This window comes from Allobosea sp. 05T438 (assembly GCF_056396025.1).
On sequence record NZ_JBFTKQ010000002.1, the window covers coordinates 156,665 to 178,847 of the forward strand.

Annotated in this window: 22 protein-coding genes, 2 tRNA genes and 1 pseudogene; 15 read left to right on the forward strand and 10 right to left on the reverse strand. The window is 66.2% G+C overall.

Annotated elements, in window-relative coordinates; genetic code table 11:
• The first annotated feature begins 122 nt into the window (after positions 1-122).
• The 10 genes and pseudogenes from AC1DIN_RS04550 (at position 123) to AC1DIN_RS04595 (ending at position 12,101) form a co-directional block, all read left to right on the forward strand.
• Positions 123-1,154, forward strand: a complete 1,032-nt coding sequence (locus AC1DIN_RS04550; RefSeq protein WP_476808853.1) for a LacI family DNA-binding transcriptional regulator — start codon at positions 123-125, stop codon at positions 1,152-1,154.
• Positions 1,155-1,584: 430 nt separating this feature from the next.
• The gene (gene fdnG / locus AC1DIN_RS04555; protein WP_476808854.1) at positions 1,585-4,668 is read left to right on the forward strand and encodes a formate dehydrogenase-N subunit alpha; all 3,084 of its coding nucleotides are present in this window, start codon (positions 1,585-1,587) and stop codon (positions 4,666-4,668) included.
• Positions 4,669-4,678: 10 nt separating this feature from the next.
• The gene (gene fdxH / locus AC1DIN_RS04560) at positions 4,679-5,599 is read left to right on the forward strand and encodes a formate dehydrogenase subunit beta (protein WP_476808855.1); all 921 of its coding nucleotides are present in this window, start codon (positions 4,679-4,681) and stop codon (positions 5,597-5,599) included.
• Entirely contained in the window at positions 5,583-6,278 is a 696-nt protein-coding gene (locus tag AC1DIN_RS04565) for a formate dehydrogenase subunit gamma (protein WP_441468480.1), read from the forward strand. The genes fdxH and AC1DIN_RS04565 overlap by 17 nt, the downstream gene beginning before the upstream one ends.
• Before the next feature lie 64 nt (positions 6,279-6,342).
• On the forward strand, positions 6,343-7,260 hold the full coding sequence (gene fdhE / locus AC1DIN_RS04570) for a formate dehydrogenase accessory protein FdhE (RefSeq protein ID WP_476808856.1): 918 nt from the start codon (positions 6,343-6,345) through the stop codon (positions 7,258-7,260).
• A gap of 187 nt (positions 7,261-7,447) precedes the next feature.
• Positions 7,448-8,854 carry an L-seryl-tRNA(Sec) selenium transferase gene (gene selA, locus AC1DIN_RS04575; protein ID WP_476808857.1) on the forward strand — a complete coding sequence of 469 codons (1,407 nt, stop codon included), beginning with the start codon at positions 7,448-7,450 and terminating at the stop codon, positions 8,852-8,854.
• Positions 8,841-9,602, forward strand: coding sequence for a tetratricopeptide repeat protein (locus tag AC1DIN_RS04580; protein ID WP_476808858.1), 762 nt, complete (start codon positions 8,841-8,843; stop codon positions 9,600-9,602). Before selA ends, AC1DIN_RS04580 begins: the two co-directional genes overlap by 14 nt.
• Positions 9,599-11,416: pseudogene (gene selB / locus AC1DIN_RS04585) on the forward strand (selenocysteine-specific translation elongation factor); the annotation flags it as partial. The gene AC1DIN_RS04580 and the pseudogene selB, both read left to right, overlap by 4 nt.
• A 105-nt stretch (positions 11,417-11,521) precedes the next feature.
• A tRNA-Sec gene (locus tag AC1DIN_RS04590) sits at positions 11,522-11,617 on the forward strand.
• Between the two features lie 103 nt (positions 11,618-11,720).
• Positions 11,721-12,101, forward strand: a complete 381-nt coding sequence (locus AC1DIN_RS04595; RefSeq protein WP_476808859.1) for a hypothetical protein — start codon at positions 11,721-11,723, stop codon at positions 12,099-12,101.
• Between the two features lie 81 nt (positions 12,102-12,182).
• On the opposite strand, the gene selD is transcribed toward AC1DIN_RS04595, so the two are convergent.
• From selD to AC1DIN_RS04610, 3 genes are read right to left on the reverse strand one after another with little or no spacing between them, the layout of a single operon-like run.
• Positions 12,183-13,259: a selenide, water dikinase SelD gene (gene selD / locus AC1DIN_RS04600; protein WP_476808860.1), complete on the reverse strand. Its 1,077-nt coding sequence runs from the start codon at positions 13,257-13,259 to the stop codon at positions 12,183-12,185.
• A 58-nt stretch (positions 13,260-13,317) separates the two neighbouring features.
• Positions 13,318-14,412 carry a transglutaminase-like domain-containing protein gene (locus tag AC1DIN_RS04605; protein ID WP_476808861.1) on the reverse strand — a complete coding sequence of 365 codons (1,095 nt, stop codon included), beginning with the start codon at positions 14,410-14,412 and terminating at the stop codon, positions 13,318-13,320.
• Entirely contained in the window at positions 14,409-14,888 is a 480-nt protein-coding gene (locus tag AC1DIN_RS04610; RefSeq protein ID WP_476808862.1) for a TlpA family protein disulfide reductase, read from the reverse strand. Before AC1DIN_RS04610 ends, AC1DIN_RS04605 begins: the two co-directional genes overlap by 4 nt.
• Positions 14,889-15,228: 340 nt before the next feature.
• Between AC1DIN_RS04610 and AC1DIN_RS04615 the strand changes: the two genes are divergently transcribed.
• The 3 genes from AC1DIN_RS04615 to AC1DIN_RS04625 all read left to right on the forward strand — a co-directional run bounded on the left by AC1DIN_RS04615 (position 15,229) and on the right by AC1DIN_RS04625 (position 16,111).
• On the forward strand, positions 15,229-15,381 hold the full coding sequence (locus AC1DIN_RS04615) for a hypothetical protein (protein ID WP_476808863.1): 153 nt from the start codon (positions 15,229-15,231) through the stop codon (positions 15,379-15,381).
• A 91-nt stretch (positions 15,382-15,472) separates the two neighbouring features.
• On the forward strand, positions 15,473-15,880 hold the full coding sequence (locus tag AC1DIN_RS04620) for a hypothetical protein (RefSeq protein WP_476808864.1): 408 nt from the start codon (positions 15,473-15,475) through the stop codon (positions 15,878-15,880).
• 155 nt (positions 15,881-16,035) lie between these two features.
• A tRNA-Phe gene (locus AC1DIN_RS04625) sits at positions 16,036-16,111 on the forward strand.
• An 840-nt stretch (positions 16,112-16,951) separates the two neighbouring features.
• Here the strand turns inward: AC1DIN_RS04625 and AC1DIN_RS04630 are convergent.
• Complete coding sequence (locus tag AC1DIN_RS04630) at positions 16,952-17,236, reverse strand: hypothetical protein (RefSeq protein WP_441468490.1); 285 nt, start codon at positions 17,234-17,236, stop codon at positions 16,952-16,954.
• 11 nt (positions 17,237-17,247) lie between these two features.
• Positions 17,248-17,514: a hypothetical protein gene (locus AC1DIN_RS04635; protein ID WP_441468491.1), complete on the reverse strand. Its 267-nt coding sequence runs from the start codon at positions 17,512-17,514 to the stop codon at positions 17,248-17,250.
• A gap of 125 nt (positions 17,515-17,639) precedes the next feature.
• Between AC1DIN_RS04635 and AC1DIN_RS04640 the strand changes: the two genes are divergently transcribed.
• A complete protein-coding gene (locus AC1DIN_RS04640; RefSeq protein ID WP_476808865.1) occupies positions 17,640-17,846 on the forward strand; it encodes a hypothetical protein in 207 nt (68 codons plus the stop codon).
• 24 nt (positions 17,847-17,870) lie between these two features.
• On the opposite strand, the gene yacG is transcribed toward AC1DIN_RS04640, so the two are convergent.
• The 3 genes from yacG to AC1DIN_RS04655 all read right to left on the reverse strand — a co-directional run bounded on the left by yacG (position 17,871) and on the right by AC1DIN_RS04655 (position 19,581).
• On the reverse strand, positions 17,871-18,074 hold the full coding sequence (gene yacG, locus AC1DIN_RS04645; RefSeq protein ID WP_476808866.1) for a DNA gyrase inhibitor YacG: 204 nt from the start codon (positions 18,072-18,074) through the stop codon (positions 17,871-17,873).
• Positions 18,067-18,888, reverse strand: coding sequence for an SDR family NAD(P)-dependent oxidoreductase (locus AC1DIN_RS04650; RefSeq protein WP_476808867.1), 822 nt, complete (start codon positions 18,886-18,888; stop codon positions 18,067-18,069). The genes yacG and AC1DIN_RS04650 overlap by 8 nt, the downstream gene beginning before the upstream one ends.
• Before the next feature lie 84 nt (positions 18,889-18,972).
• The gene (locus tag AC1DIN_RS04655) at positions 18,973-19,581 is read right to left on the reverse strand and encodes a Maf-like protein (RefSeq protein ID WP_476808868.1); all 609 of its coding nucleotides are present in this window, start codon (positions 19,579-19,581) and stop codon (positions 18,973-18,975) included.
• A 296-nt stretch (positions 19,582-19,877) separates the two neighbouring features.
• Here AC1DIN_RS04655 and AC1DIN_RS04660 point away from each other — a divergent pair, with 296 nt between their 5' ends.
• Positions 19,878-20,261: a hypothetical protein gene (locus AC1DIN_RS04660; RefSeq protein ID WP_476808869.1), complete on the forward strand. Its 384-nt coding sequence runs from the start codon at positions 19,878-19,880 to the stop codon at positions 20,259-20,261.
• Between the two features lie 71 nt (positions 20,262-20,332).
• Here the strand turns inward: AC1DIN_RS04660 and AC1DIN_RS04665 are convergent, their stop codons facing one another.
• Positions 20,333-21,178 (reverse strand): CDP-alcohol phosphatidyltransferase family protein, encoded by an 846-nt coding sequence (locus tag AC1DIN_RS04665; RefSeq protein WP_476808870.1) that lies wholly within the window; start codon positions 21,176-21,178, stop codon positions 20,333-20,335.
• Between the two features lie 78 nt (positions 21,179-21,256).
• Positions 21,257-21,958, reverse strand: a complete 702-nt coding sequence (locus AC1DIN_RS04670) for a phosphatidylserine decarboxylase (protein ID WP_476808871.1) — start codon at positions 21,956-21,958, stop codon at positions 21,257-21,259.
• Positions 21,959-22,183: the final 225 nt, after the last annotated feature.

A 22,183-nucleotide genomic window follows, 5' to 3' on the forward strand; every position in this document is an offset into this window, starting at 1 on the left:
GACAACTAGTAAGGCAAACGTTTGCCTTGCTTGTCAACGGGCGAAGCACGCACCATTGCTGCGTGCGCCGGCTTATACCCACCAGCCGGCATCGGCTTCGCGCGAAGGGACCGGGGAGAACGATGACGGCGAAGGCCGCAAGACCGCAGCAGAGCCTGGCCTCGCTGGCGACCGTCGCACGCGACGCCGGCGTCTCGGTCGCAACCGTTTCGCGGATCGTCAACGGCAAGGCCGGCCGGGCCTCCGCCGATACGATCGCGCGGGTCGAGGAAGCGATCGTCCGGCTGGGCTATCGTCCAAACCCGGTCGGGCGAGCGCTCAAACGTCGGGCCAGCCGCGTCGTGGCGATGCTCGCGCCCAATCTCGACAACCCCGCCATGGCGGCGATCGCAGTCTCGACGGAGGCCGCGCTGCGTGACGCCGGCTTCGTCATGATCCTTTGCGACACGCATGACAGGGCCGACCTGCAGGACGACTACCTGCGCGCGATGCGCGACCAGTTCGTCGCCGGCTACGTCATGGTCAGTGCGGTACGCAGCCCCGGCCTTGCCGATGCGTTGAAGCGCGGCGATCCGATGGTGTTCGTGGCGCGGCGCAACCCGCTGGGCGGCGGGGCGTATGTGGGCATCGACAACCGCGCCGCCGGAGCGGACGCAGCCGATCACCTCCTCGCGCAGGGCATCGACAGCACGGCCGTGCTGATGGCCGCCGAGAACGCCTCCAGCACAGCCGAGCGCGCCGACGGCTTCGTCGACAGGCTCATCGCGCGCGGGTTTCCGGGCGATCGTATCCGCCGCGCGAGCGCGCCCGGCCTGTCGCATATCGAGATCGGCTATGCCGCCGCGCGGAATATGGTCGCGGCCGGCGGCTGGCCGGACAGCGCCCTCTGCGTCAGCGACATGATCGCCTATGGCGCCTATCGCCTGGCGGCAGAAAGCGCCGTCGCCATTCCCGAGCGCTGCGCGCTGATCGGCATCGACGGCAACGCGATCAATCGCTGGATCGCGCCCTGGCTGACCTCGATCCGCATCCCCTACGAGCATTTCGGCCAGTACGTCGTCGCGCAGCTCAGATCATTGTGGAGCGGCGCAGCGACGCAGGAAGTCAATGTGCCTCATGACCCGCCACCGATGATCGAGCGGCTCAGCGCCTGATTCCACAGGGTCCGCCCATCGCGGGGTCCGACATAGCGCGAGGCTCCAGCGAGCCGCGTCCGCAGTCACGATCGCGTCATGTCGCGTGCCGCGCCCGGCGCATCCTCCTGCCCTTCGATCGCTTCGGTCTCAGTCCATTCGCGGAGAGCACCTCGCTTCCGAGCCGCGAAAGAGCGCGGCACGCCTGCTAACCATCTCTAATATGACGGATTATCGGATCGCCCACGCGGCTTTTGAAGCGATACGCGCCGTCCATGAAAGCGGCGACCGCACGCCGCCCTCCAGCCGGCTCTCTCGGGCGACGAAGACGTACACCTAAAGTCTAACTCCGCACCTCTTTGCCCAGCGGATGGGCAGCTTGACGCCCTCAGGGCAGAGTTTCACTATTCCAAAGAGGAACAAGACGCTCTTGTTCGCCTGGGAGGTTGAGATGCTGCATGAGCTCTCGCGCCGCCAGTTCCTGAAAGCCGCAGGCGTGGGTTTGGGCGGTTCTGCCGTCGCCGCGCTGGGGTTCGGGGGTGCCGAGGAGGCACTTGCCCAGGCCGTGCGGCCCTTCAAGCTGGCGCGCACCACGGAAACGCGAAATACCTGTCCGTACTGTTCCGTCGCCTGCGGCGTGATCATGTACAGCCTGGGTGACAACTCCAAGAACGCTCACCCGGCCATCATCCATATCGAGGGCGACCCGGACCACCCGACCAATCGCGGCACGCTATGCCCGAAGGGGTCCGCCCTCCTCGACTTCGTCCATTCCGAGACGCGCACCAAATTCCCGCAATATCGCGGGCCCGGCCAGCGCGAGTTCAAGCAGATCAGCTGGGGCGAGGCGCTCGACCGCATCGCGCGGCTGATGAAGGACGACCGCGACAAGAACTTCGTCGCCAAAAACCAGGACGGCGCGACGGTCAACCGCTGGCTGACCACCGGCTTCCTGGCCGCTTCGGCGACTACCAACGAAACGGCCTTCCTGACCTACAAGGTCGTGCGAAGCCTCGGAGTTTTGGCGTTCGACAACCAGGCGCGTGTTTGACACGGACCGACGGTGGCCAGTCTGGCCCCAACATTCGGTCGCGGTGCGATGACGAACTCCTGGACGGACATCAAGAACACCGACCTCATCATCGTTATGGGCGGCAACGCCGCGGAAGCGCACCCTTGCGGCTTCAAATGGGTCACTGAGGCCAAGGCTCAGCGCGGCGCAAAGCTGATCGTCGTCGATCCGCGCTTCACGCGCACGGCCTCGGTCGCGGATTTCTATGCGCCGATCCGGCAAGGCACCGACATCGCCTTCCTGCTCGGGGTGATGAAGTACCTGATCGACAATGACAAGATCCAGCACGACTACGTGCGCATGTTCACCAATGCCCCCTATATCGTGAAGGAGGGCTTCAGCTATCAGGACGGCCTCTTCACCGGCTATGACGAGGCCAAGCGCGACTACGACCGCTCGACCTGGGAGTATGAGCTCGGCCCGGACGGTTATGTGCAGGTCGACGAGACGTTGCAGCATCCGCGCTGCGTCTATCAGCTCCTGAAGAAGCACGTCGCTGTCTATACGCCGGAGATGGTCGAGCGCATCTGCGGCACGCCAAGGGACAAATACCTGGCGATCTGCAAGATGATCTCGGAGTGCTCGGCGCGCGACAAGACAATGACGTCTATGTATGCGCTCGGCTGGACGCAGCACTCGAAGGGCTCGCAGAACATCCGCTCGATGGCGATGGTGCAGCTGCTGCTCGGCAATATCGGCGTGCGCGGCGGCGGGATGAATGCGCTGCGTGGCCACTCCAACATCCAGGGTCTGACCGATATCGGCCTGATGTCGGACCTCATCCCGGGCTATCTGACCCTGCCGAAGGACAGGGAGACCGATTTCGCGACCTACATGTCGACGCGCGGCTTCAAGCCGCTCAGGCCCAACCAGATGAGCTACTGGCAGAACTACAGGAAGTTCATGGTGAGCTTCCTGAAGTCGATGTGGGGCCCGGCAGCGACGGCGGAGAACGATTTCTCCTATCAGTGGCTGCCGAAGCTCGACGTGGCCGGTTACGACATGCTGCGCACCTTCGACCTGATGTATCAGGGCAAGGTCAACGGCTATTTCTGCCAGGGTTTCAATCCGCTCTTGTCCGCCCCCAACCGCGGCAAGATCACGGCGTCTCTGTCGAAGCTGAAATTCCTGGTGGTGATGGACCCGCTGCAGACGGAGACATCGCGCTTCTGGAAAGACGAAGGCGTCCATAACGATGTCAAGCCCGAGTCGATCCAGACCGAGGTCTTCGAACTGCCGACGAGTTGCTTCGCCGAGGACGAGGGCTCGCTGGTCAATTCCGGCCGCTGGCTGCAATGGCACTGGCCGGGTCAGGAACCTCCGGGCGAGGCCAAGGCCGATACCTGGATCATGGCGCAGCTCCACATGCGCCTGCGGGCGCTCTACCAGAACGAGGGCGGGGCCTTCCCCGACCCGATCGTCAATCTGCACTGGCCCTATCGCGATCCGCAGGACCCGCAGCCCGACGAAATGGCCAAGGAGCTGAACGGCTACGTCGTTTCCACCGTCGCCGACCCGGCCGATCCGAACAAGGTGCTGCTGGAGAAGGGCAAGCAGGTCGATACCTTCGGCCAGTTGCGCGATGACGGTTCGACAGCCTGCGGTTGTTGGATCTATTCGGGCAGCTGGACCGAACGGGGCAACATGATGGCCCGGCGCGACACCAGCGATCCCGGCAATACCGGCGCCTATTCCAATTGGGCCTTCTCCTGGCCGGCCAACCGGCGCATCCTCTACAACCGCGCCTCGGCCGATATCGACGGCAAGCCCTGGGATCCCAAGCGCAAGCTGATCGAATGGAACGGCACGGCCTGGACCGGCTACGACGTGCCTGACATCGCGCCGACGGCCAAGCCGCAGGATGTCGGCCCGTTCATCATGAACCCCGAGGGAACGGCCCGCCTGTTCGTCCGCGGGATGATGCGGGACGGCCCCTTCCCGGCGCATTACGAGCCGTTCGAAAGCCCCGTCGTCAACGTGACCGCGCCGAAGATCCGCGGCAATCCGGTCGCGCGCATCTTCAAGGAAGACCTCGCCGCGCTCGGAACCTCGGACAAGTTCCCCTATGCGGCGACGTCCTACCGCCTGACCGAGCACTTCCACTTCTGGACGAAGCATGTCTGGGTCAATGCGGTGCTGCAGCCGGAGTTCTTCGTCGAGATCAGCGAACAACTGGCAGCCGAGAAGAACATCCAGAAGGGCGGCTGGGTGAAGGTCTCCTCCAACCGCGGCTCGGTCTATGCCAAGGCGGTGGTGACCAAGCGCATCAAGCCGCTGATCTGCGACGGCAAGACCGTCCACGTGGTCGGCATCCCGCTCCACTGGGGCTTCACCGGTGCGGCCAGGAAGGGCTTCGGTCCCAACAGCCTCACCCCGTTCGTCGGCGATGCCAACACCGATACGCCCGAGTTCAAGGCGTTCCTGGTGAATGTCGAGCCGTCCAACGGACCGGCGACGAGCTAGGGAGAGTCTCATGGCTGGATTGCAGAGTCAGGACTTCGCCCGCATCTCGGCGACCACCTTCAGGCCGCCGGATGTCCGCCACGACATCGAGGTGGCGAAGCTCATCGACGTCTCCAAGTGCATCGGCTGCAAGGCGTGCCAGGCGGCCTGCCTCGAGTGGAACAATCTGCGCGAGGAGATCGGCATCAACCGGGGCGTCTACGACAACCCGCACGATCTGACGCCGAACACCTGGACGCTGATGCGCTTCACCGAATGGGAGAACCCGGAGAGCGGCAACCTCGAATGGCTGATCCGCAAGGACGGCTGCATGCACTGCGCCGATCCCGGCTGCCTCAAGGCCTGCCCCGCGCCCGGCGCGATCGTGCAGTACAACAACGGCATCGTCGACTTCGTCTCGGAGAACTGCATCGGCTGCGGCTATTGCGTGAAGGGCTGCCCCTTCAACATCCCCCGCATCAGCCAGACCGACCACAAGGCCTATAAATGCACGCTCTGCTCGGACCGGGTCTCGGTCGGCCAGGCGCCGGCCTGCGCCAAGGCCTGCCCCACCGGCGCGATCGTGTTCGGCACCAAGCAGGCGATGCTCGACTACGCGCAGACGCGGCTGACGGATCTCAAGTCCCGCGGCTTCAGGAACGCGGGCATCTACGATCCGCCGGGCGTCGGCGGCACCCATGTGATGTATGTGCTGCATCATGCCGACCAGCCGCAGCTCTACGCCAACCTGCCGGCGAACCCGCGGATCAGCCAGGTGGTCGAGCTCTGGAAGGGGCTGACCAAATATGCCGGAATGGCGTTGGTGGGCTTCGCCGCCGCCTTCGCCTTCGTCCATGCGACGGTGGCGCGACGCAACGATGTCAGCCGCGCGGAGGATCGCGAGGCCGAGCATCTGATCGACGAGGAGGCTGCCCGTGGCCGTGAGGCGTGAAGAGGAGCGCACGACCGTCGACCGCTACCCCGGCCGCGTGCGCGTCAATCACTGGGTCACCGCGATCTCGCTGATCCTGCTCGCTCTCAGCGGTGCCGCGCTGTTCCATCCGGCGCTGTTCTTCCTGTCGAGCCTGTTCGGCGGCGGCTCGGCGACGCGGATGCTGCATCCCTGGATCGGCGTCGTGCTGCTCGCCAGCTTCGCGATCCTCTTCGTCCAGATGGTCAGATACAATTTCTGGACGAAGGCCGATACGCGGTGGATGGGCCATATCCGCGAGGTCATGTCGGGCAGGGAGGAGAACGTCCCCGAGGTCGGCAAGTACAATGGCGCCCAGAAGATCGTCTTCTGGCTGATGACGCTCCTGATCCTTGTCCTGTTCGGCACGGGGCTCATGATCTGGTACGAGTATTTCGGCGCGAGCTTCACCATCGAGCAGCAGCGCTTCGGCCATATCCTGCATGCGCTGGCGGCGATCGCCATGCTGCTCGTCGTCATCGTCCATATCTATGCCGGCTTCTATGTGCGCGGTACGATCAACGCGATGACGGAGGGCAAGGTGACGGGCGGCTGGGCTTTCCGCCACCACCGGCTCTGGCTGCGGCAGGAGGCGCGCGAGGGCGTGATCGACGAGCGCCAAACCCCACCGCGCGGCCATAGTGCTGGCCCGGCCGAATAGTTCGATCGCGGGGCGGCCCGGCCGCTCCGCCTCCCGTGACCCGTGCGGTTCGAGAGGACAGTGAATGAGTGAGGATCCCGGCTTCGCCCTCGAAGATGTCGGCATTGCCGAGCGCGACAAACCGCCCTTCGTCAGATTGCCGAAGCCGGAAAACCTGTTCGGCCTGCGCGCCATGCGCTTCGCTGCACTCGCTCCGGGGCACCAGCTCGAAGCCTATCTCCTCTTCCTCTCCGCCTTGTCGAAGGTGCAGGACAAGCTGGCGCGCGAGCTGCCGCCCCCTGCCCTGCCGTCGCAGGCGCAGATGCGACAGCGCGCCGGCCATGCCATGCCGATCCTGCCGCGCGAGGAGCTGGCCGACGATCCCGCGGCCTCGGAGGCATTTGCGCATCTCGTGACGCAGCTCGCCGACGTCGCAATGCCCGATCTCGCCCGCGCCGCGCTTGATCGCGCCGGCCAAGCCGACGACGAAGGCCGGCGGGCGATGCTCGCGGCGGTTCTCGCGGATGCCGTCCCGGTCGAGGCGGTGGCCGAGCACATCTTCGCCGCCGCCGCCTTGCAGATCGTCGCCGCGCAGCGCGCCGCGCAACTCGACCCTGTTCTGCCGCAGCCGGTCGCCGACGGCGTCTGCCCCTGCTGCGGTGGGCCGCCCGTCAGCAGCACGGTGGCGGGCGACGCCAACATCGAGGGCGTGCGCTATGTCCAATGCTCGCTCTGCGCGACGCAATGGAACCATGTCCGTGTGAAGTGTGTTTCGTGCGGTTCGACCAAGGGCATCGCCTATCAGGCGATCGAAGGCATCGCCGACACGATCAAGGCCGAGACCTGCGACGAATGCCGGACCTATGTGAAAATCCTGAACCAGCGCAAGGACATGGAGCTGGAGCCGGTAGCGGACGATGTTGCGAGCCTCGGCCTCGACCTGCTGGTGACCGAGGCCGGCTGGCGACGCGCGGGGGTGAACCCGTTCCTGTTAGGGTACTAGAGTTGCCGCTTTTTTATGGGAACACACCGTCATCCCGGACAAGCCGCGCCAGCGGCGCCGATCCGGGAGCCATGCTTGAACCTCTGTTGGAAGTGCTCTGGCATGGATCCCGGGTCAAGCCCGGGATGACGGGCGTGTTTCCGAGCAAGGCGACCAGCGTGATCAAGCGTCTCCCGGAGGGAGCCTGATGAACAAGCCCGAACGCTTCCGCCCGCCATCGGTCGACACTGTGCTGCGCAGTGCCGGGGGCGAGCTCGCCATCGCCCGCCATGGACGGGCCGCGACGACCGGCGCCACTCGACTGGTGCTGGAACAATTGCGTGCCGGCGGCGACCCCTCAGCCCCCTCCGTGGAGCAAGTCGGCAGCATGGCGCTGGATTGGCTGGAGGACCGCGGGCGCCCCTCCCAGCGCCCCGTCATCAATCTGACCGGCACGGTGCTGCACACCAATCTCGGCCGCGCCCTGCTGGCCGAGGAGGCGATCGAGGCCGTCGTCACCGCGATGCGCGCTCCGACCAATCTCGAATACGAGATCGAGGCCGGCCAGCGCGGCGAGCGCGACGCTCATGTGCGTGATCTCATCCGCGAGCTGACCGGGGCGGAGGACGCTGTCCTCGTCAACAACAACGCATCGGCCGTGCTKCTTGTGCTCAACACCTTCGCCAGAGATCGCGAGGCCATCGTCTCGCGCGGCGAGTTGATCGAGATCGGCGGCGCCTTCCGCATGCCGGACATCATGGCGCGCGCCGGCGCCATCCTGCGCGAGGTCGGCACGACGAACCGCACGCATCTCAAGGATTATGCCGAAGCCATCGGCCCGCAGACCGGACTGCTGATGAAGGTGCACACCTCGAACTATGTGGTGCAGGGCTTCACGGCGGAGGTCGAACCGTCGGAACTCGCGAAGCTGGCGTGCCAGCATGAGCTGCCCTTCGTCGACGATCTCGGTTCCGGCACGCTGATCGACCTCGCGCGCTGGGGGCTGCGCAAGGAGAAGACCGTTCAGGATGCACTCAAGGGCGGCGCCGATCTCGTCACCTTCTCTGGCGACAAGCTGCTCGGCGGCCCCCAGGCGGGCATTGTCGCCGGGCGCAAGGATCTGATCGCCAGGCTGGCGAAGAACCCGCTGAAACGGGCGCTGCGCCTCGACAAGCTTCGATTGGCGGCACTGGAAGCGACGCTCAGGCTCTATCGCGATCCCGACAGCCTGGCGCAGCGCCTGCCGACGCTAAGGCTGTTCACCCGGCCGGCGGCGGAATTACGGGCCGTGGCGGAGCGCCTGCAGCCCAAAGTCGCGGATCGGCTTGGATCGGACTGGACGGTCGAGGTCATCGACTGCGCCAGCCAGATCGGCTCCGGCGCACTGCCGCTGGAGACATTGCCAAGCGCCGGGCTCGCGATCCGCCCGGCCGGCAAGGCGACCGGCTCCGCCATCGAGAGGCTGGCTGCGACGTTTCGGGCCGTGCCGGTGCCGATCATCGGCCGGATCGCGCAGGGCGCGCTGATCTTCGACCTGCGCTGCCTCGAGGATGAGGTGCTTTTCGCCGCGCAGCTCGCTGCGTTGAAAGCGGAGCCGAGCGATGGGCTGGCTTGAACGCTTCTTCCGCAAGGAGCCCGCGGCCGGGCAAGCGGGCCGCCACGACGTGGCGACGGCCATGGCCGAAGCCGCCACCGCGGCCGAGCGCGGTGACCATGCGGCTGCGCTCGCGATCTGGGGGCCGCTTGCCCATGCCGGTATAGGCCGCGCCCAGAATAATATCGGCGCCTGCTTCGCCGAAGGCCTCGGCGTCGAGCGCGATCCGGCGCTGGCCCTGCGCTGGCTGACGCTTTCAGCCGAAGGCGGCGATCCGGTCGGGCAACGCAATCTTGCGGCCCTGCATTTCAAGGGCGATGGCGTCGAGCAGAGCGATGACGAGGCGCTGCGGTTCTATCGTCTCGCCGCCGAGCAGGGCGACGCACCGGCGCAGGACATGCTGTCCTGGATGCTGCTGGAAGGCGGGCGCGCCACCGATCGCGCCGAGGCGCTGCGCTGGGCGCAGGCCGCGGCCGAGGCCGGCGTCGCCACCAGCATGACCCGGCTCGGCATGATGCATCATGATGCGCTCGGCGTGGAACGCGACGCGACGCTGGCCGCGCAATGGTGGCAGCGCGGCATGGAAGCGGGGGACCCGGATTCGGAGGCGATGCTCGGCGCCGCAACTCTGCTCGGCCAGGGCGTGCCGCAGGATGCCGGCCGCGCGCTCGCCCTCCTGCTCGCGGCCGAGGGCAAGGGCAGCCTGCTGGCCGCCCCCTTCATCAAGGCCGCGCGCGCCGCTGCCTCCCCGGCGGAGGCCGGGTCATGATCATCGGCACGGCCGGCCATATCGACCACGGCAAGACTTCGCTGGTCAGGAGGCTGACGGGCGTCGATACCGACCGGCTGAAGGAGGAGAAGGCACGAGGCATCAGCATCGCGCTCGGCTTCGCCTATTGGCCGCAGGTCAACGGCAGCGTCATCGGCTTCATCGACGTGCCCGGCCATGAGAAATTCGTCCATACGATGCTGGCCGGCGCCTCGGGCATCGACCTGCTGCTGCTTGTCGTCGCTGCCGATGACGGGGTGATGCCGCAGACACGCGAGCATGTCGCCATCGCCCGTCTGCTTGGGATAGAGCAGGCCGTCGTGGCACTGACCAAGGCGGACCTAGCCGATCCGGATCGGTTGGCCGCGGTCACGAACGAGATCGCAAACCTGCTCGCGGACACACCGTTCGCCGGGGCACCGATCCTGCCTGTCTCGACCGTGGCAGGTGACGGCATCGCCGAGCTGTCGACATTCCTCGCCGAGAAGGCACGCGAAACCCGATTGCGCCATAGCGACGGCGCTTTCCGGCTCGCGGTCGACCGCTGCTTCACCCTCCAGGGCGCGGGCACCGTCGTTACCGGCACGGTGCTGTCCGGTGGCGTCGCCCTTGGCGACAGCGTCATCGTTTCGCCCGCCGGGATCGCTGCGCGCGTGCGCTCGATCCACGCCCAGAACCGCCCGGCCGAGTCCGGCACAGCGGGAGATCGCTGCGCGCTCAACCTCGCCGGGCCGGGCATTTCGAAGGAGGCGATCCGGCATGGCGACATGGTGCTGGCGCCCCCCCTTCATGCACCTACGCTACGGATCGATGCGGAGGTGACGGTGCTGGCCTCGGAGGCGAGGCCGCTGACGATGTGGCAGCCAGTGCGGCTGCACCATGCCGCGGCGGAGGTCGGAGCCCGCATCGTGCTGCTGGGCGAGGAGATCGCCGCCGGCACCACCGCTCCGGTCCAACTGGTTCTTGATGATCCTCTGGCCGCCGCAGTGCTCGACCGCTTCGTCCTGCGCGACACCAGCGCTTCACGCACGATCGGCGGCGGGCGCATCCTCGACCTGCGCGCCCCCGAGCGCCGCCGCCGCAGCCCGGAGCGGCTGGCGCAGCTCGCGGCGCTCGGGCTGTCCGACCCAGCCGAGGCGCTGCGCGCGCTCCTGTCCCTGCCGCCGCATCACGCCGACATCGACGGCTTCGTCCGCGACCGCGCGTTGGGCGGCGAGGCGACCGGAGAATTGGCGGCCAGGCTAGGTCTGGTCCGGATCGGCTCGCTCGCGATGCTGCCGGAAAACTGGCAGGAACTCTCGCAGGCGACCGTCGAGCGCCTCGACGCCTGGCATGCCGAACATCCCGACTTGCCCGGCATGGGGCTGGAGCGTTTGCGCCTCGCGATCGCGCCGCGCCTGCCCGCGCCGCTCTTCCGCACGGCGTTGGGGCGTCTCGCCGATGGCGGCCTGGTCGTCATGGCCGGTTCATGGGCCAGGCGGCCGGGACACGAAGTCCGACTGTCGCCGGAGGACGAGGCGCTCTGGGCACAAATCGCACCGCTGATCGACGCGCAGGAACGGTTCCGGCCGCCGCGCGTGCGGGATATCGGCCAGTTGCTCGGGCGCCGCGAAGAGGACATCCGCCGGCTGTTCCGGCTGGCCGGCCGGCGCGGGGATGTTCACGAGATCGCGCTCGATCATTTCTTCCTGCGGGCGACGTTGACCGAGATGGTCGGCATCGCCGTGCAACTCGCGGGCGCCGATCCGGCCGGCTTCAACGCCGCGCAGTTCCGCGACAAGCTCGACAACGGCCGAAAGGTCGCTATCCAGATACTCGAGTTCTTCGATCGCCATGGCGTCACCATCCGCCGCGGCGATCTCAGGCGCATCAACCGGCAAAGGCTCGATCTGTTCGGCCCGCAGCCGGCGATGCCCGATGGAGGAGAAGCGTCCCCGGTGGGGCGTCCGGACTTCAAATCCGGGAGGGGCCGTCAGACGGTCTCTGGTGGGTTCGACTCCCATTCTCTTCCGCCAGTTCACTGAGGCGGCATGATCGACAGCCAAGCCCCTGCCCTCGACCCGACCGTGCATTTCGAACGCGCCGCCGACGCGGCACGACCGACCGAGGATAGACCGCGTGTCGACTTCTAGGGGCCTCGGAACGGATTTCGACCGCTGGCTCGGCAAGCTCTTCCGCAAGGGTCCATTCACCGCGCTGATCGTGCTCGTGAAGATCGCCGCGCCCAAGGTCGAGCCGCTGCGCTCCACCTTCGTGCATGTCGTCGGTAGCGAGATCGACTGGGGCGATATCGTCCTGATGCTGCGCGGTGCCGGGGTGAGCTGGGACGGAGCGGCCTTCTTCCCGACGCGAGACGAGGATGGCGGGCTGGTGCCCGATGAACTCGCCCGCAAACGACTGCGCGAGCTGGAAGACGCCCTGCGGGAGGACCGACTGGTCCTCAACAAGGGCGCCTTCTTCGACGTCTGGGGGCGGAATCTGGAGGTTCAGGAGGCGTGAGGCGGCGAGAAGGCTCCGGCGCCCCTTCCGGCAAGAGATTCTCGCGTCGCCGCAGAACTCGCCCGAGAACGGCGACGCAGGCTATGTCACTACCACGCGCCCCGGTCCCGCCTCGACCGCGCCGATGATCCGTGCGGCCGGATAGCCCGCCGCCTTGATCCGCGCGAGGATGTCCTGCGCCCGCTCCGCCTTGCAGGAGACCAGAAGGCCGCCGGAGGTCTGCGGATCGGTCAGCAGATGGCGGCGCCAATCCGGCAATCCGGCCGGCAATTCGGCGCCTTCGCCATAGCTCGCCCAGTTGCGGTGCGATGCGCCGGTCACCCTGCCCTCTTGCGACAGCCGTTCTGCCTGCGAAAGGAATGGCAGATCGGCCAGTTGCAGCCGCAGCGTGGCGCCGGAACCGCGCGCCATCTCCAGCCCGTGGCCGAGAATGCCGAAGCCGGTGACATCCGTGATGGCGTGGACATCGTCATCCTCTGCCAGTTCGGCACCGATGCGGTTGAGCAAGGTCACCGATCCGATCATCTCGTCATAGGCCGCCGGCGAGAGCTGTTCCTTCTTGAAGGCGGCCGAATAGATGCCGACGCCCAGCGCCTTGGTCAGGATCAGCGCATCGCCGGGCCTTGCCCCGCTGTTGCGGCGCAGGTTTCGTGGTTTCAGAAGCCCTATCACCGCCAGGCCGTAGATCGGCTCGGGCGCATCGATCGAGTGGCCGCCCGCGACGGGGATGCCGGCCTCGGCGCAGATCGAGGCGCCCCCCATCAGAATCTCGCGTGTCGTCTCGATCGGCAACTTGTCGAGCGGCATGCCGAGGATCGCCAGCGCCATGATCGGCTTGCCACCCATCGCATAAACGTCCGAGATCGCATTGGTCGCGGCGATGCGGCCGAAGTCACGGGGATCGTCGACCATCGGCATGAAGAAATCCGTGGTAGCGACCACGCATGTATTCTCATCGACCTGCCACACGGCCGCATCGTCACCGGTCTCGGTGCCGACGAGAAGCTGCTTGTAAGGGCCGGCCGCCGGGTGTTCGGCCAGAAGCTGCTGGAGCACCGAGGGCGCCAGCTTGCAGCCGCAGCCGCCGCCATGCGCCAGGCTGGTCAGCCGTGGTGCAGCGGGCTTCGCCGGCGCGGCGCGTTCGATCATGTCACTCATCATCGGTCTCCGGATAGAGCGGCCGGGAGCCGAGGAGGCCCCGGCCGAAGCGGCGTCTTCAGGCGGTGATCTCGACTGCCTTGATCGTGTACTTGAAGGTGTCGGGATCCAGGCAATCGAGCAGCGCCCCGGCGATCTCCGCCTGCGGATACATCAGGAAGCCGACCTTGTGCTTCGAGCCCGGCAGCGCGACATCATGCGCCATGTTGTAGCCGAGCCAGTTGCCTTCCCAGGCGCCGAACAGCGCCTCGCGCGCCGCGACCACCTTCGCGTCGTCGACGGCGTTGTTGCCGGGCGGCTCCTCGAGCACGACCTTGCGGACATCGGCGGGATCGGTCGCGACCCAGCCATGGCCGTCTAGCCAGACTTCCGCGCGGCAGTGCTGGGCCTTGGTGATCACCTCGGACCCCGCCCCCAGGCTCTTGTAGCCGAACTGGGAGGGCGCGACGCGAATGCCATAGATGTCGCGCGCCGGGATGCCGACGGAGCGCACGAGCGCGACATAGAGCGCGTTGAGATCGGCGCATTTGCCGCCGAGATTGCCGCTGCGCAGCATCGAGGCAACGTCGCCGGTGCCGCAGCCGCGCGTCTTCGCGTCACGGAAGGTGTTCGCGACAACCCATTGGTAGATAGCGCGCGCCTTGTCGATGTCGCTCGTCTTGCCGGCCGCCGCCTTCTCGGCGGTTTCCTTGACGATGCCGTCGGTCGGCATCAATTCGGTCGCTTCCAGAAAGAGCTTGCGCTCGTCCGCGCCCAGCGCCGGCGCCGGCCCGGCAGCGAAATCCTCGGCGCGATCGCGCAGCGAGAAGCGGCTGCGGACTTCGACGGCCGGCGCCGTCTCGCCTTCCTTGAAGACGACATGCAGCATCTGCGCGCCGTATTTCGGATCGCTGACGATCTCGGCTGAGGCCGCATTGGTCTGCCAGTCGTTGCGGCCCGGCTTGATCCATTCGGCCTCCGCGAGGGAAGGCAGCGGAACCCAGGCCTGCGCCTTCCCCTGCCCTGCGAGATCGAGCCGTGTCACCACCTCGAAATCCCGCCATTTGCCGGGCTTGGGGGCGAAGGCGGGCGCCTGCGCCAAGCCTGCGCGCGGCAGCAGAAGCGCCGCACTCGCGGCGGCACCGGTCGTGAGCATATCGCGCCTGCTGATCATGGTGTGCTCCTTCCCCCGTTGTCGTCGGTTTTCACTGCGTCAGGCTCGGCGCCGACCACGGCTTCGAGCGCCGCCAGCACCGGCGGGCTGGTCCAGTCGAGCGGCTCGGCGGTGAGCGATACGGGGCGCAGATCGCGATCGAGCACGAAGCTCGAGGGCAGCCCCTCCACCCGCCAGCGTTTCATCGCCGCCCGGTCACGGTCGAGCAGAATTGGGAAACGCACCGGGCGCTGACGAATGAAATTGCGCACCCGTGCCTCGACCTCACCGACATCGACGGCAAGGATGGTCGCGCCTGTACCGAGCCGCTCGGCCAGCGCATCGAGCGAAGCCAATTCCTCGACACAGGGCGCACACCATGTCGCGAAGAAATGAACGATGACGGGCCGACCGCGCAGATCGGCGAGATCGATCGCCGGGCCGTCGAGACGGCCGAGCGCGAGCTCAGGTGACGCTTCGTCGGACCAAGGCAGCAATTCTCCCGCAATCGCCCGCGCTGCTGCGAGGCAGAACGGAAGACCCGCCAGCGCCAGGAGAAAGCGCCTTCGCTGTCGATCCGGTCGGTGAGCGCCCCGGCACGCGGGAGCTGCGACGGCAAGCACGCGCCATCCTTTCCCGCTTGATCCGAAGCGTCAATAGAGCCTTTTGTCCGTCAGCTGGGGCCAACCCGCCTCGACCTCGTCGAACGTGCGTGGCTGCGCCGCCGACACCAAAAAGTTAGCCGCTTCGCACCGTCCTCTTGCCCCTGCCCCGAAGCAGGATCGTCCTGCGCCGTGATGAAGCTCCTGCTTGTCATGGGACGCCGTGAGCTGTGGCTTGGCGATGTGGCTGGCGCTGGAGGGAAACGCCGTGATGGCGCTCCCGCTGGTCATCGTCGTGGCTGCTCTGGTCCGGACGCTCGTGCCCATCGTCAACGGCAAGCATTTCCGGCCAGCGGAAGCGCCGATCGCCCACGATTCCGAGGATTGACGTAGCAGAGGTCCGAGCGCCTCCCAGCTCGCTTCAAATTTACCGCAAGCTGAATGGTCGCCGTAGAGAGGTAAGTAACCAAGCGTCACGCTTGGCGCTGATCGGCACTGACTTCGGTGCTATTTTCGATCTGGCCGACATAACAATCTCCTTCAGTGGAGGAACCATGGCTGAGAGGGTGAAGGAGCTACTCGCGCGCGATGTCGAGACCCTGCGCGCCGATGTGCTCAAGGCTGGCGTTCTCAATGCGAAGGCCTTGCAGGAAAGCGCCGAGACCCATGTGGCGCATCTCAATGAGGTCCTACGCGAATCCCAGGCTCTGCAAGATGCGTCGTTCCTGGTGGTCAACCGGGTCATCGCCTTCGCCCGGCTCCTCTACGGCCAGGCGGCGATCGCCGAATCGGAGCAGGCACGACGCGAAGCGCTGGCGGCGGTCGACCGCCTCGCGAGAGTGATCGACCACGCAGAGTGGCGGGAGGAGGCCCAAATACCCGCCTGAGCCCGGTATTAATCCCACCGTTTGTCCCGCCGCAGGGCCGGATTTCTCCACATGCGAACGCGGACTGTAGAAAGCCGGCTGAAGTGACTGGACAGGCCTGACGACAGCCTCTATATCGCCCCCACCAACACGGAAGGCGCGGCGCGCCCCGGGGCGCCCAGGTAGCTCAGTTGGTAGAGCATGCGACTGAAAATCGCAGTGTCGGTGGTTCGATTCCGCCCCTGGGCACCATTCCTTTTCCAGACGTTGACTTAGCTTTTCCGCCACGCTGGCTTACCGCGGGCTCGTGTCGTTGCCCGGCAAACGGGGAGCAGCCCTGGGATTCTCAGAACAGGAAGTGCCAGGCGCCGTAGCCGATCAGTCCGATCCAGGCGGTCATCGTGAGTGTGATGGCGGCGAGATATAGCGAACCAATCAGACGATCCATATCGACCTCGCCAGCTAGGAACCGGCCGACCGCCAAGCCGAATGGCCAACCGCAGGGGCTGGCGCGGCGTGAGACTGGTCAGGCCTCGCTATGACCTAGCGTTGGAGTGTGACGCCTTCGTCATTCGATCGGATGATTGCGCCGGAACGTTGCGCCTGTGCTCGACTGGCGCTGCAAGACTTCGGTATGTTGGAGAGGGAGCGATGCCGCCTCCCAACGGCGCGCTCCCTCTCCGCAGGCGCCGGCGCCGGGCTCGCCTTCGAGGGCCATGTCTGGCGGGCCCATTCCAAAGACGAGTGGCTATGCTCTTAAAGGGAACGAACCCGCTCGGCGGTTACGGCCGGATTAAATCGGGGTCACACGCTGAAGCTAATGCGCGACCACCATCGGCACCACGACGGCGGCAAAGATGGCAGCGACAATGACCGTCCTCATCCAGACGGCGAGGAAACGACTGTTGAACAGCACCTGAACCTCCCTGCATTTCTTGTTCGTTGATCGAACACGAACACAGGCCGAACGCCGCGGCAACCGGCGTTTCAATGTCGAATCGCTACCCCGATCTGGTTGAGGGAGGACAGCTCGGAGGCTCTGCGGACATCGCCCGCGCCTCAACGGAGCCTCAAACCGTCGCTCCGGCCGCTCTACCCCAGACGCCTGTCGCGCATATCCTCGATTCGTTCGACGATGCTGCGATGCTCCGCGAGCAGCTCCTGTAGAGGTCCAAGCGGCCTGAAGGCCGCCAGATCCTGCTGCTCCTCGCCCTCGGCACACCATGCCTCGATCGCGGCATCGGCTGCGGCCCGCGCCTCCTCGGAGAGGCCGCGGCCCGATGGAATCCCGGACTCTTCCGCCAGGCGAATGGCAATCTGCCGGCGAAGCCGCTGCTCGCAGGCGATGACCGCGTCGAGCTCGTCGGTATAGGCCATGATAGCGCCGTTCAGTGCACTGTCGCGAGATCGTCCTCGTCGGGGTCGATCAGCTTCGCCAGACCGAGCTGCTCGACGCCGTCGGTGAATTCCGCAAAGGCCTCGGCGTCCGTAGCGAAGCTGTCCTGCCAGACTGTCGAGCCGCCTTCCTCATCGATGAGTTCGAGCGTCCAGCCCTCGGTACCGTCGACCCGAAAGATCTCGACCTGGACGGTGACGCCGTCCTCGGTGAAGCTCTGTGACAATGGCGAGCGGATGATGTCGGGAAAATCGGTCATTCCATAACCTAGCAGTTCCAAGTCCGGCTTGCAGCAAACGATCGGGCGGCAGTTGCAACCCACATATTCCCGCCGCGCCCAGTTCTCGCCGCGAAACGGCCACCCGGCATCTCATGCTGATGGCCATGAGGATCATCGCCCCATCAGCCATCTCCCTGGTTCTCAGCGCCTGCGCGAGCACCCCGGATCCCATTGTCGAAGACAGGTCGCGCTGCGATGCCTACGCGAACTGCGTCGTGACCGCCGCCCGCGACCGGCAGAAGCGCGATGAGCGCCAGGCGGATCGACAGAGCTACAGCGCACCGCAGGGATATGGCTCGCCCGAGGAGTGAGGCCGTCCGGGCGAAGGACGCGGCTCACCCCTCGCTTTCCGGTTGGGGCGGAGCCTCTTCGGCCTCCTCGACCGCCTCGCCGGGAATCACGTAGCTACCCTTCAGCCAGCGGCCGAGGTCAATATCGGCGCAGCGCGCCGAGCAAAACGGTTTGAAGCGCGCCACCGCGGGCTTGCCGCAGATCGCACAGGGCTTCGCGGCCGGCGCCGGCTTGTCGATTTCAGTCATATTTGAGCGTGATGCCTCCATCGACGACCAGTTCGATGCCGGTGACATAGCGCGCTTCGTCACTGGCGAGAAAGAGCGCGGCGTTGGCCACGTCCCAGGCTTCCCCCATATGCCCCATCGGCACCTGTGCGGCGCGCGCCGCCCACATCGCCTCGACGTCACCTTCGCCATAGGCTTTGGCCAGACCTGCCGAATGCTCGACCATCGGCGTCTTCATCAGCCCGGGCAGGATCGCATTCACACGAATCTTCTGCGCGGCGTATTGGACCGCCGTCGTGCGGGTCAGCTGGTTCAGCGCCGCCTTGCTCGCCGAATAGCTTGCATAGGGTACGCCAGTATGGCGGATCGAGGCGATCGACGAGATATTGATGATCGAGCCCCCTTCGCCCGTCTCCTCGAACTGGCGCTGCATGACCGGGATGACGTGCTTCATCGCCAGGAAGGCACCGGTGAGATTGACGCGGAAGACGCGCTCCCAGACCTCCTCCGGGAGATCGACGACGCTGCCGACCTCGGCTATGCCGACATTGTTGTCGAGGATGTCGATGCGGCCATAGCGGCCGAGCGCATGGGCAACGAGATCGGCGACCTGTTCAGCCCTGGTGACGTCGGCTTGGATCGCGAAGGCCTCGCCGCCTTCGTTGCGGATGATCCCGGCGGTTTCCTCAGCAGCATCGCGGTTGATGTCGGCGCAGACGACCTGCGCTCCCTCGCGAGCAAAAACCGTCGCCGTCGCCTTGCCATTGCCCCAGCCGGGTCCGATCGACCCCGCTCCGGCCACGATCGCGACCTTGCCGCTCAGACGCCCCGCCATCTCTTCATCCTCCCTCGCGCGCCTTGTCCGAGCGGCGCAGCTGTCATGCGAGGATCAGACGTCGTGTGCGGAGAGGCAACCCCGTCAGGCTGCGTTCATCCAGCCGAAGCGAATCGGGAAGCCCTCGCCGCCGAGCAGATTGACCGTCTCGTAGAGCGGCAGGCCGACGACGCCGGTATAGGAGCCGACCAGCTTGATGACGAAGGAGCCGGCGATGCCCTGGACGGCATAGCCGCCCGCCTTGCCGCGCCATTCGCCGGAGGCGAGGTAGTGCTCGATGTCTTCCGTCGAGAGGCGCTTGAAGCGCAGCCGCGTCTCGACGATGCGGTCTCGAATCGTTCCCGAGGGCGTTACCAGTGCGACGCCTGTATAGACGCGATGCGCACGCCCGGACAGCAGGCGCAGGCAAGCTGCCGCCTCGTCCACGATCTCGGCCTTGGGCAGGATGCGCCTGCCGACCGCGACCACCGTATCGGCCGCAACGATGTAGCAACCCTCCAGATCCGCGTGCGCCTTCGCGCCCTCGCGCGCCGCCTCCGCCTTCTCGCGCGCCAGCCGGCGGGCGAGATCGCGCGGGCGCTCACCCTTGCGCGGGGTTTCGTCGAGATCGGCCGGCAACAGCGCATCCGGCTTCAGCCCGGCCTGCTCGAGCAATGCGAGGCGGCGCGGGGAAGCCGAGGCCAGCACGAGCATCGGGCGCCAGCCAGGATGTTTGGGAGTGGAGAAAAAACTCAAAAGACAGCCCGACGCTTTTCCGTCGCCGGAGAAATGGCCGGCGCACGACCAGCCTTAGAGCATTTCGGCGCAGCGATAAATCCGCAACCGCGGCGCGAACCACATGCGTCAACCGTCATTGGAGACGCTTATTCTGCGCGTCCTGCATAAAAGCAGGGCGGGAAAATTGGTATACTATCGATTGCCAAGCTCGGCTTGCAGCGGCAGAGTCGTTTCCCCTCGGCATTACGCCGCATCGTTTTGGGAGTTTGTCCATGCCGAGCACGCGCAAGTCATCGCGCTCCGCCATCGCGACGGGAGCCGATGCACAAGTGCTTGCCGCGCGCGTGCTGACCATGCAGGCCGAAGCCGGCCTCACCATCGCGATGCGGATGCCGATTCTGATGAAGGGCGCCTTCGGCGACAGCCACGGCCAGCGCGAGGCGACCAACGCCGTGCTGGAGAAGGTTTCGGCTGTGGTCGAGAGCAGCGTGGCCGCAACCCAGGCGGCCACGGCGCTCTGGTGGGGTCTGGCGCTCCATTTGCCGGGCCAGTTCGACCTGGCGGCCGCAGCTGTCCGGGTCGCCGACAGCACGCTCGAGCCCTTTGCGCGGCGCACACGCGCCAACGCCGCCCGGCTCAGCGGCGGTCGGCGCTAAAGGCCCCGCCTGCAGACCGCTTTACCGAGCAGGTCGATTCGGCCTGATCGGAACGGGCTCCGGCTTGCAGCTCAGACTGGTTCTTGCGGAGTGTCGCCGGCCACAACGGCGGCCGGCGCGAGCAGGCTGTGCTCGCGCTCAAGCTTGCGGTATCGCGCCACGCTCACCGGGATGAGCGCGAGATAGCCCACGACCACGACCGTCAGCACCTCGAAGGTGTAGGCGAAGAGCAGCCCAGCCACGATCACGACGGCGACGAAGATCGGCAGCACCTGGGTTCGCGGAATACGCGTGCCGATCGTCTTGCCGGCATAGCAGGGGATGCGCGAGATCGTCAGGAAGGCGATGAACAGAATGTAGATGCCGACGAAGAGCGCGCCATATTCCTGCACGGGAACGCCGATGATGTGCAGATAGACCGGCAGCATGGCGGTGATCGCGCCCGCCGGGGCGGGCATCCCGACGAAGAAGTCCTTCTGCCACTCAGGCCGGTCAGGATCGTCGATCATGACGTTGAAGCGCGCGAGGCGCAGCGCCATGGCGCAGGCCAGCGTCAGCACGATGATCCAGCCGAAGGACTTCAGATCGTGCAAGACGAAGATCCACAGCACATAGCCGGTGGCGACGCCGAAATTGACGAAGTCCGAGAGCGAATCGAGCTCGGCACCGAAGCGTGAGGTGCCCTTGAGGAGGCGCGCCAGACGCCCGTCGACGCCATCGAGACCAGCGGCGATCAGGATGCAGATCGTCGCCGTTTCGAGCTTGCCTTCGACGACGAGGCGCATCGCCGTCAGGCCCAGGCAGAGCGCCAGCAGCGTGATGACGTTGGGCGCCAGCAGCCGGAAGGGGATCGGCTTGAAACGAGCGCGCTTTGACTCGGCGCGCTCGGGCTCGAAAGGAGGAAACAGGTCGCTCATGTCTGCCGAAATACGCGGTTTCTCAAATCCGCGCTAGCAGCGGAGGTCGAGGCGGGGTACGTCGTCCCCACCCTACCCTCAGATGTCGCGGAAACTGCGCACGACCGGCTCGTTGCCGCTCATATCGGCCAGCACGGTCTCGCCGGCGATCGCGGTCTGTCCGACGCCGACCAGCGGCGCGATGTGCGTCGGCAGATAGACGTCGACGCGCGAGCCGAAGCGGATGAGGCCGAAGCGCTCGCCCGTCGCCAGTGTGTCACCCTGCTTGACGAAGGGCACGATGCGGCGCGCGACCAGGCCCGCGATCTGCACGACGCCGACAATGCCGGAGGTCGTCTCGATGGCCAGTGCATTGCGCTCGTTGTCGTCACTCGCCTTGTCGAGCTCGGCATTGAGGAAAAGACCCGGCGTATAGGCGATCTTCGCGATGCGGCCCGGCACCGGCGCGCGGTTCACGTGGCAATCGAAGACGTTCATGAAGATCGAGATGCGCGTCATCGGCTCGGCCGGCAGCTCGAGCTCCGGCGGCGGCAGCGCCTGGGCGATCTGGCTGATCCGGCCGTCGGCGGGAGAGATCACCAGCCCTTCCCGCTGCGGCGTGACGCGGACGGGATCGCGGAAGAAATAGCAGATCCAGACCGTGATGATCGCGCCGACCCAGCCGAAGGGCGACCAGAGATTGGCCAGCACGATGGTCGCGACCAGCCCGATGGCGATGAAGACATAGCCCTCCTTGTGGATGGGCACGATCACCTTGCGGACGGAATCGACGAGAGACATGAGGCGGTATCCGTTGAACGTGTCGGCGCGCCGAGCGCGCGTGAATGACGATGCCCTAGCATGGACAGCCACAGGCGTTGCGCTGATTTAGGGCGTTCTGCCCGCCAGGGAAAGCCCGTTAGCTGCGACATTGCCGCCGATTCACCGCTCAAACGCTCTTCGAGCCGGAATCCACGTGGTCCACCCCGGTTCACCTGCGAGGAAACCGATCCAACGCGGGAGAGA

Bases quoted from the DNA above. Each gene is read 5' to 3' on its own strand.
- AC1DIN_RS04550 (WP_476808853.1), top strand. From the start codon at position 123: ATGACGGCGAAGGCCGCAAGACCGCAGCAGAGCCTGGCCTCGCTGGCG.
- fdxH (WP_476808855.1), top strand. From the start codon at position 4,679: ATGGCTGGATTGCAGAGTCAGGACTTCGCCCGCATCTCGGCGACCACC.
- fdhE (WP_476808856.1), top strand. From the start codon at position 6,343: ATGAGTGAGGATCCCGGCTTCGCCCTCGAAGATGTCGGCATTGCCGAG.
- AC1DIN_RS04580 (WP_476808858.1), top strand. From the start codon at position 8,841: ATGGGCTGGCTTGAACGCTTCTTCCGCAAGGAGCCCGCGGCCGGGCAA.
- selD (WP_476808860.1), bottom strand. From the start codon at position 13,259: ATGAGTGACATGATCGAACGCGCCGCGCCGGCGAAGCCCGCTGCACCA.
- AC1DIN_RS04605 (WP_476808861.1), bottom strand. From the start codon at position 14,412: ATGATCAGCAGGCGCGATATGCTCACGACCGGTGCCGCCGCGAGTGCG.
- AC1DIN_RS04630 (WP_441468490.1), bottom strand. From the start codon at position 17,236: ATGGCCTATACCGACGAGCTCGACGCGGTCATCGCCTGCGAGCAGCGG.
- AC1DIN_RS04635 (WP_441468491.1), bottom strand. From the start codon at position 17,514: ATGACCGATTTTCCCGACATCATCCGCTCGCCATTGTCACAGAGCTTC.
- AC1DIN_RS04640 (WP_476808865.1), top strand. From the start codon at position 17,640: ATGAGGATCATCGCCCCATCAGCCATCTCCCTGGTTCTCAGCGCCTGC.
- yacG (WP_476808866.1), bottom strand. From the start codon at position 18,074: ATGACTGAAATCGACAAGCCGGCGCCGGCCGCGAAGCCCTGTGCGATC.
- AC1DIN_RS04650 (WP_476808867.1), bottom strand. From the start codon at position 18,888: ATGGCGGGGCGTCTGAGCGGCAAGGTCGCGATCGTGGCCGGAGCGGGG.
- AC1DIN_RS04655 (WP_476808868.1), bottom strand. From the start codon at position 19,581: ATGCTCGTGCTGGCCTCGGCTTCCCCGCGCCGCCTCGCATTGCTCGAG.
- AC1DIN_RS04660 (WP_476808869.1), top strand. From the start codon at position 19,878: ATGCCGAGCACGCGCAAGTCATCGCGCTCCGCCATCGCGACGGGAGCC.
- AC1DIN_RS04665 (WP_476808870.1), bottom strand. From the start codon at position 21,178: ATGAGCGACCTGTTTCCTCCTTTCGAGCCCGAGCGCGCCGAGTCAAAG.
- AC1DIN_RS04670 (WP_476808871.1), bottom strand. From the start codon at position 21,958: ATGTCTCTCGTCGATTCCGTCCGCAAGGTGATCGTGCCCATCCACAAG.